A 5,513-nucleotide genomic window follows, 5' to 3' on the forward strand; every position below is an offset into this window, starting at 1 on the left:
CCCCTCGGGCGGTGGCGGGGCTCGGTGCTGGTCGGGTTACGGGTTGATGGTCTGTGTGTCGGTGTCACTCGACCCGGTGAAGTTGCCGTCTCCGGGGTAGGTCGCGGTGACGGTGTACGAGCCCGCCGGCAGCGTGCTGTCGGTGAAGACGGCGACACCGGCGAGGTCCAGCACCCCGGTCCCGCTGACGGTGTTCGTGCCGTCGGTGACGACGAAGTTGACCGACCCCGTGGGGACTCCGGCCCCGGGGGCCACGGGGCTTACGAAGGCGATGTAGGCGACCGTCTGTCCTTGCGTGGAGGGGTCGGGGAAGGAGGTGACCGTGGTCGTTGTCGACGCCTCGTCCACCGTCTGCGTGTCGGTCCCCGACGACGTGGCGAAGTTGAGGTCACCGAGGTAGTTGGCGGTCACGTTGTGCGTACCGACCTCCAGGGAGGTGACGATCACCGTGGCCGTGCCGCCCACCAACGTCCCGGGGAAGGTGCCGCCCCCGGGACCGTCGATGACGACGTCGACCAGGCCCGTCGGCGTCCCCGCGCCAGGGGCGACCGGCGCCACCGCGACCGTGAACGTGACCGGCTGCCCGAACGTCGACGGATCGGGTGTCCCGCTCACCGATGTCGTCGTCGACGACTGGTTCACCAGGTGCGTGCTCGTCCCGGACGACACGGCGAAGTCGAGGTCGCCACTGTAGGTGGCGGTCACGGTGTGGGGGCCGGCGCCCAGACTCGTGGTGGTGAACGTGGCCGTACCGCCCGACAGCGCCTGGGTGAACGAGCCGCCGCCGGTACCGCTGATGACGAAGGTGACCGACCCCGTCGGTGTCCCCGCACCAGGCGCCACCGGCGCCACCGTGGCCGTGAACGCCACCGACTGCCCGAACGTCGACGGATTCGGCGACGAACTCACCGAGGTGGTCGTCGGCGACTGGTTCACCAGGTGCGCGCTCGCCCCGATCGAGGTGAGGAAGTTGCCGTCGCCACTGTAGGTGGCGGTCACGGTGTGGGGGCCGGCGCCCAGCGTGCTGAGGTTCAACGTGGCCGTACCACCCGACAGCGGCTGGGTGAACGAGCCGCCCCCGGTACCGCTGATGACGAAGGTGACCGACCCCGTCGGCACCCCCGCACCAGGCGCCACCGGCGCCACCGTGGCCGTGAACGCCACCGACTGCCCGAACGTCGACGGATTCGGCGACGAACTCACCGAAGTGGTCGTCAGCGACTTGGCCACCGTCTGCGTGTCCGTCCCCGACGAGGTGTTGAAGTTGGGGTCACCGTTGTNAGTGGTCGTCAGCGACTTGGCCACCGTCTGCGTGTCCGTCCCCGACGAGGTGTTGAAGTTGGGGTCACCGTTGTAGGTGGCGGTCACATTGTGCACGCCGACGCCCAGAGTATTGAGCGTGAGGGTGGCCACGCCGCCCGACAGCGGCTGGGTGAACGAGCCGCCCCCGGTACCGCTGATGACGAAGGTGACCGACCCCGTCGGTGTCCCCGTCGCGGGAACGACCGGCGCCACCAAGGCCGTGAACGTCACCGACTGCCCGAACACCGACGGGTCCGGCGAAGAACCCACCGTTGTCGTTGTCGACGCCTTGCCTTGCACCTGATGAGTGTCGGTGCCGGAGGACGGCAGGAAGCTGGTGCTCCCGGTGTAAAGGGCGGTCACGGAGTGCGAACCGACGCCGAGGGTGCTGGTGGTGAAGGTCGCCGTACCGCCCGACAAAGGCTGGGTGAACGAGCCGCCCCCGGTACCGCCGATGAAGAAGGTGACCGACCCCGTCGGCACCCCCGCACCAGGCGCCACCGGTGTCACCGTGGCCGTGAACGTCACCGGCTGCCCGAACACCGACGGGTCCGGCGAGGAACTCACCGACGTCGTCGTCGACGCCCGGATGACGTGGCTGACAGTGGTGCGGGAGGAGGGAGCGAAGGTGCCGTCGCCACTGTAGGTGGCGACCACGCTGTGAGCGCCGACGCTCAGACCGCTGACGGTCACCGAGGTCGTGCCCCCGGTCAACGTCCCGGTCAAGGGGGGACCATCGTTGCTGATGGCGAAGGTGACGGTGCCGGTGGGCGTTCCGGGTCCGAGCGGGATCACAGTGGCGGTGAGAGTGACTGGCTGGCCGAATACCGCCGGGTTCGGCGACACGGTCACCAAGGTGATGGTTCCAGTTGCCATGGTGGGCCCTCCGAGTGGTGGGAATTGCTGGTGGGCCGTTGTTCGCCGCGCGCAGCCTTGAGCCAGGCGTAGCGGCGCATCGGGTGCTAGGGGGTGCTCAATACGGCGATTGACACCGCGGCTTGTTCGCGTCGCCGTCCCCCGGCAGATGTGGAACCCACCGGTCTGTAGCACCAGTAGGCGCGCGATGGCGGTGCAGCACCATAGGCGGGCGGGCGAATTGCCCTGAATGGCGCAGCGCTCAGCGGCTCGCGCCGCGTGCGCCGCGCGTACCGTCGAGCGCGGGTTCCGCGGCCGGTGCGCACCGCGCGGGCGCTGCGCGGGCGTTGCGCGCGTTCACGTCGAGGGGGCGCGTCGGGGGCGCGTCCCCCAGGTCCCGACCTCCCTCCCGGCCGTCCTCGACGAGTGACTGAGCCCCGCCACTGCCCGAGGGGCGGTGGCGGGGCTCAGTGCCGGTCGGCCGGGCGGAGGCGCGGGCTAGGAGGCGGGGTTCACCGTGTGGGTGTCGACGCCGGAGGACGGCAGGAAGCTGCTGTCGCCGCTGTAGATGGCGATCGCGGGGTGGGTGCCGACGCCCAGGGTGGTGAGCGTCAGTGTCGCCACGCCGGCCGTCACGGGCCGGGTGAAGGTACCGCCGCCCGAGCCGCCGATGACGAAGGTCATCGTGCCGGACGGGGAGCCCGAGCCGGGTGCGACCGGTGTGACGGTGGCCGTGAACGTCACCGACTGACCGAGCGTCGACGGGTCCGGGCTGGACGTCACCGACGTCGTCGTCGAGGCCTGGCCGACCACGATGAGGGTGGCGGCGGTGGAGGAGAGGAAGTTGGTGTCGCCGCTGTAGACGGCGACGACGGGGTGGATGCCGACGCTGAGCCCGGTGGCGGTGACCGAGGTCGTGCCGCCCGACAGGGTCCCCGTCAGGGTGGGGCCGCCGGTGATGGTGAAGGTGACGGTGCCGGTGGGGGTTCCGGCGCCGAGCGGGATCACGGTGGCGGTGAGTGTGACCGACTGCCCGGCCGTGGCCGGGTTCGGCGTTGCCGACACCAGGGTGATGGTGGGGGTAGCCATGATGGGCCCTCCAAGTGAGGTGAGGTGGTGGGCCGTTGGGTCGCCAGGTCGGCGCCTGGTCGGGGCGCGGCGGCGGCGCATCGGAAGCCAGGGGGTGCACATGTACGGCGATCGACGCCGGGCCCTGCCCGCGTCACCGTCCCCCGGCAGATGTGGAACCCACCGGTCTGTAGCACCAGTAGGCGCGCGGGTGATGGCACAACGCCAGGTACGCGGGGGTGAATTGCCCTGAATGGCGCAGCGCTCGGCGGCTCGCGCCGTGTGCACCGCGGGTACCGTCGAGCGCGGGTTTCCTGATCGGTGCGCACCGCGCGGGCGACGGTCACCGCCGAGCGCCCCGGCCGACGTTGGACTTTCGGCAGTGTCCGGCGGGCCCGGGGTTCCGTAGCGTCTGGCCGGTGAAGACGATTACGCAGGGTCGGTTGGTGGCGGCGGGGGTGGCCGTTGGGGCCGGGGTGAGCGTGCTGAGCCTGTGGTGGGTGGTGCCGACCGCGGTGGCCGCGTACGGGGTGGGCCGGGGGCGCGGGCGGACGGGGGCCGCGGTCGTGGTGTTCGTGGGGGTGGTCTCGGCGGGGGTCGTCTCGGCGGCGGTGGTGCCGTCCCTGCTCGGGCTGGGGAGCCGGTTCGTGGGGGTGGTGGTGTGCGGCGTGATGGTGCCGTGGTTCGCGGGGCGTTTCCGGCGGCAGTACGCCGAGCTGGTACGGGCGGGCTGGGAGCGGGCCGAACAGGCGGAGCGCGAGCGGTGGTTGATCGCCGAGCGGGCCAGGCTGCGGGAGCGGGCGCGGATCGCGCAGGACATGCATGACGCCCTCGGGCACGACCTCAGCCTGATCGCGCTGTCGGCGGGTGCGCTGAAGCTGGCGCCGGGGCTGGAGGAGCGCCATCGGCGGACCGCGCAGGAGATCAGGGCGCGGGCGGCGGTCGCGGTGGACCGGCTCGGCGAGGTGATCGGGGTGCTGCGCGAGCAGGAGTCCCCCGGTGGCATCGCGTCATTGGTCGACGAGGCGGCCGCCGCCGGGCTGGCCGTCGAACTCCGCGCCGAGGGGGCGGATACGGGACTGCCGCCGCAGGTGGAGCGGGCCGCGTACCGCGTCGTCCAGGAGGCGCTGACGAACGCCGCCAAGCACGCGCCCGGCGCGGCGGTGACCGTGCGGGTGGCGTACGGGGAGGAGGAGACGTTCGTCCGGGTGGAGAACACGGCGACCGGTGCGACGGGGCCTCGTACGCGGGGCGGGGGGCGGGGGCTCAGTGGGCTCGATGAGCGCGTACGGCGGGCCGGGGGCTCGTTCGCGTACGGCCCCCAGGACCCCCAGGACACCCAGGACCCCCAGGCCACCCAGAACTCCCGGGGCGGCGGCTTCGCCGTCGAGGCCCGGCTTCCGCACACGCCTCCGGAGCCGACCGCTCCGCCGGTCCGCCAGGAGCACCGGCGGGCGCGGCACCGGGTGCGGCGGGTGCTGGTCGCGGCGGTCATGGTGCCGCTGGTGACCGGGGCGGGCCTGAGCGCCGCGCTGATGGGGTGGGAGCGGGTGACGGCGTCGCGCGCGGTGCTGGACCCGGGTGACTTCGCCCGGCTACGGGTGGGGCAGGATCGCTCCGAGGTGGAGCGGGTGCTGCCGGACCGTCAGATGGCGCATCACCCCTCGGCCGCCGAACCGGAGGGACGGGGCATCCGATGCGAGTACTACGCGATGACGGCGGATCGTTTCGACGACCGCTCCGGGGACGCGTACCGGCTGTGCTTCCGCGGGGACGTTCTGGTGGCGCGCGATGCCCTCACGCCATGAGCCGCCCGAGCCCGGTGGGCCGCCGGTGATCCGGGTGCTGGTCGCCGACGACGAGGCGATGATCCGCGCGGGCGTACGCGCCGTCCTGGCCACCGATCCGGCCATCGACGTCGTGGCGGAGGCCGCCGACGGCCGGGACGCCGTGGAGTTGGTGCGGCGGCACCGCCCGCAGGTCGCCGTGCTCGACATCCGGATGCCGGTGATGGGCGGTATCGAGGCGGCGGAGGAGATCCGCAGGACGGTGCCGGAGACCGGGGTGATCATGCTGACGACGTTCGGGGAGGACGACTACATCCTGCGGGCGCTCGGCGGTGGCGCCGCCGGGTTCCTGATCAAGTCGGGTGAGCCCGAGGAGCTGATCGCGGGGGTCCGCGCGGTGGCCGACGGCGCCGCCTATCTGTCACCGAAGGTCGCCGCCCGGGTGGTCGCGCATCTCGCGGCGGGCGGCGCCGGCGCCCTGGCCGGGCGGCGCGGCGCGGC

At 72.5% G+C, this 5,513-nt stretch carries 4 protein-coding genes; 2 read left to right on the forward strand and 2 right to left on the reverse strand.

All coding sequences use genetic code 11. From position 1 onward, the window contains the following. Positions 1-36 precede the first annotated feature (36 nt). Complete coding sequence (locus tag EEJ42_RS00150) at positions 37-2,178, reverse strand: beta strand repeat-containing protein (protein WP_123098001.1); 2,142 nt, start codon at positions 2,176-2,178, stop codon at positions 37-39. A 477-nt stretch (positions 2,179-2,655) separates the two neighbouring features. After that, complete coding sequence (locus tag EEJ42_RS00155; RefSeq protein WP_184502860.1) at positions 2,656-3,246, reverse strand: Ig-like domain-containing protein; 591 nt, start codon at positions 3,244-3,246, stop codon at positions 2,656-2,658. 398 nt (positions 3,247-3,644) lie between these two features. Between EEJ42_RS00155 and EEJ42_RS00160 the strand changes: the two genes are divergently transcribed. Together EEJ42_RS00160 and EEJ42_RS00165 are read left to right on the forward strand one after the other, a co-directional pair. Then, positions 3,645-5,033, forward strand: coding sequence for a sensor histidine kinase (locus EEJ42_RS00160; RefSeq protein WP_246095923.1), 1,389 nt, complete (start codon positions 3,645-3,647; stop codon positions 5,031-5,033). Continuing rightward, positions 5,017-5,513 (forward strand): response regulator (locus EEJ42_RS00165; protein WP_221179292.1); only part of this gene is annotated, 497 nt, incomplete at its 3' end. The genes EEJ42_RS00160 and EEJ42_RS00165, both read left to right, overlap by 17 nt.

Source organism: Streptomyces botrytidirepellens (assembly GCF_003721215.1).
In the GTDB taxonomy this organism is placed as follows: domain Bacteria; phylum Actinomycetota; class Actinomycetes; order Streptomycetales; family Streptomycetaceae; genus Streptomyces; species Streptomyces himastatinicus.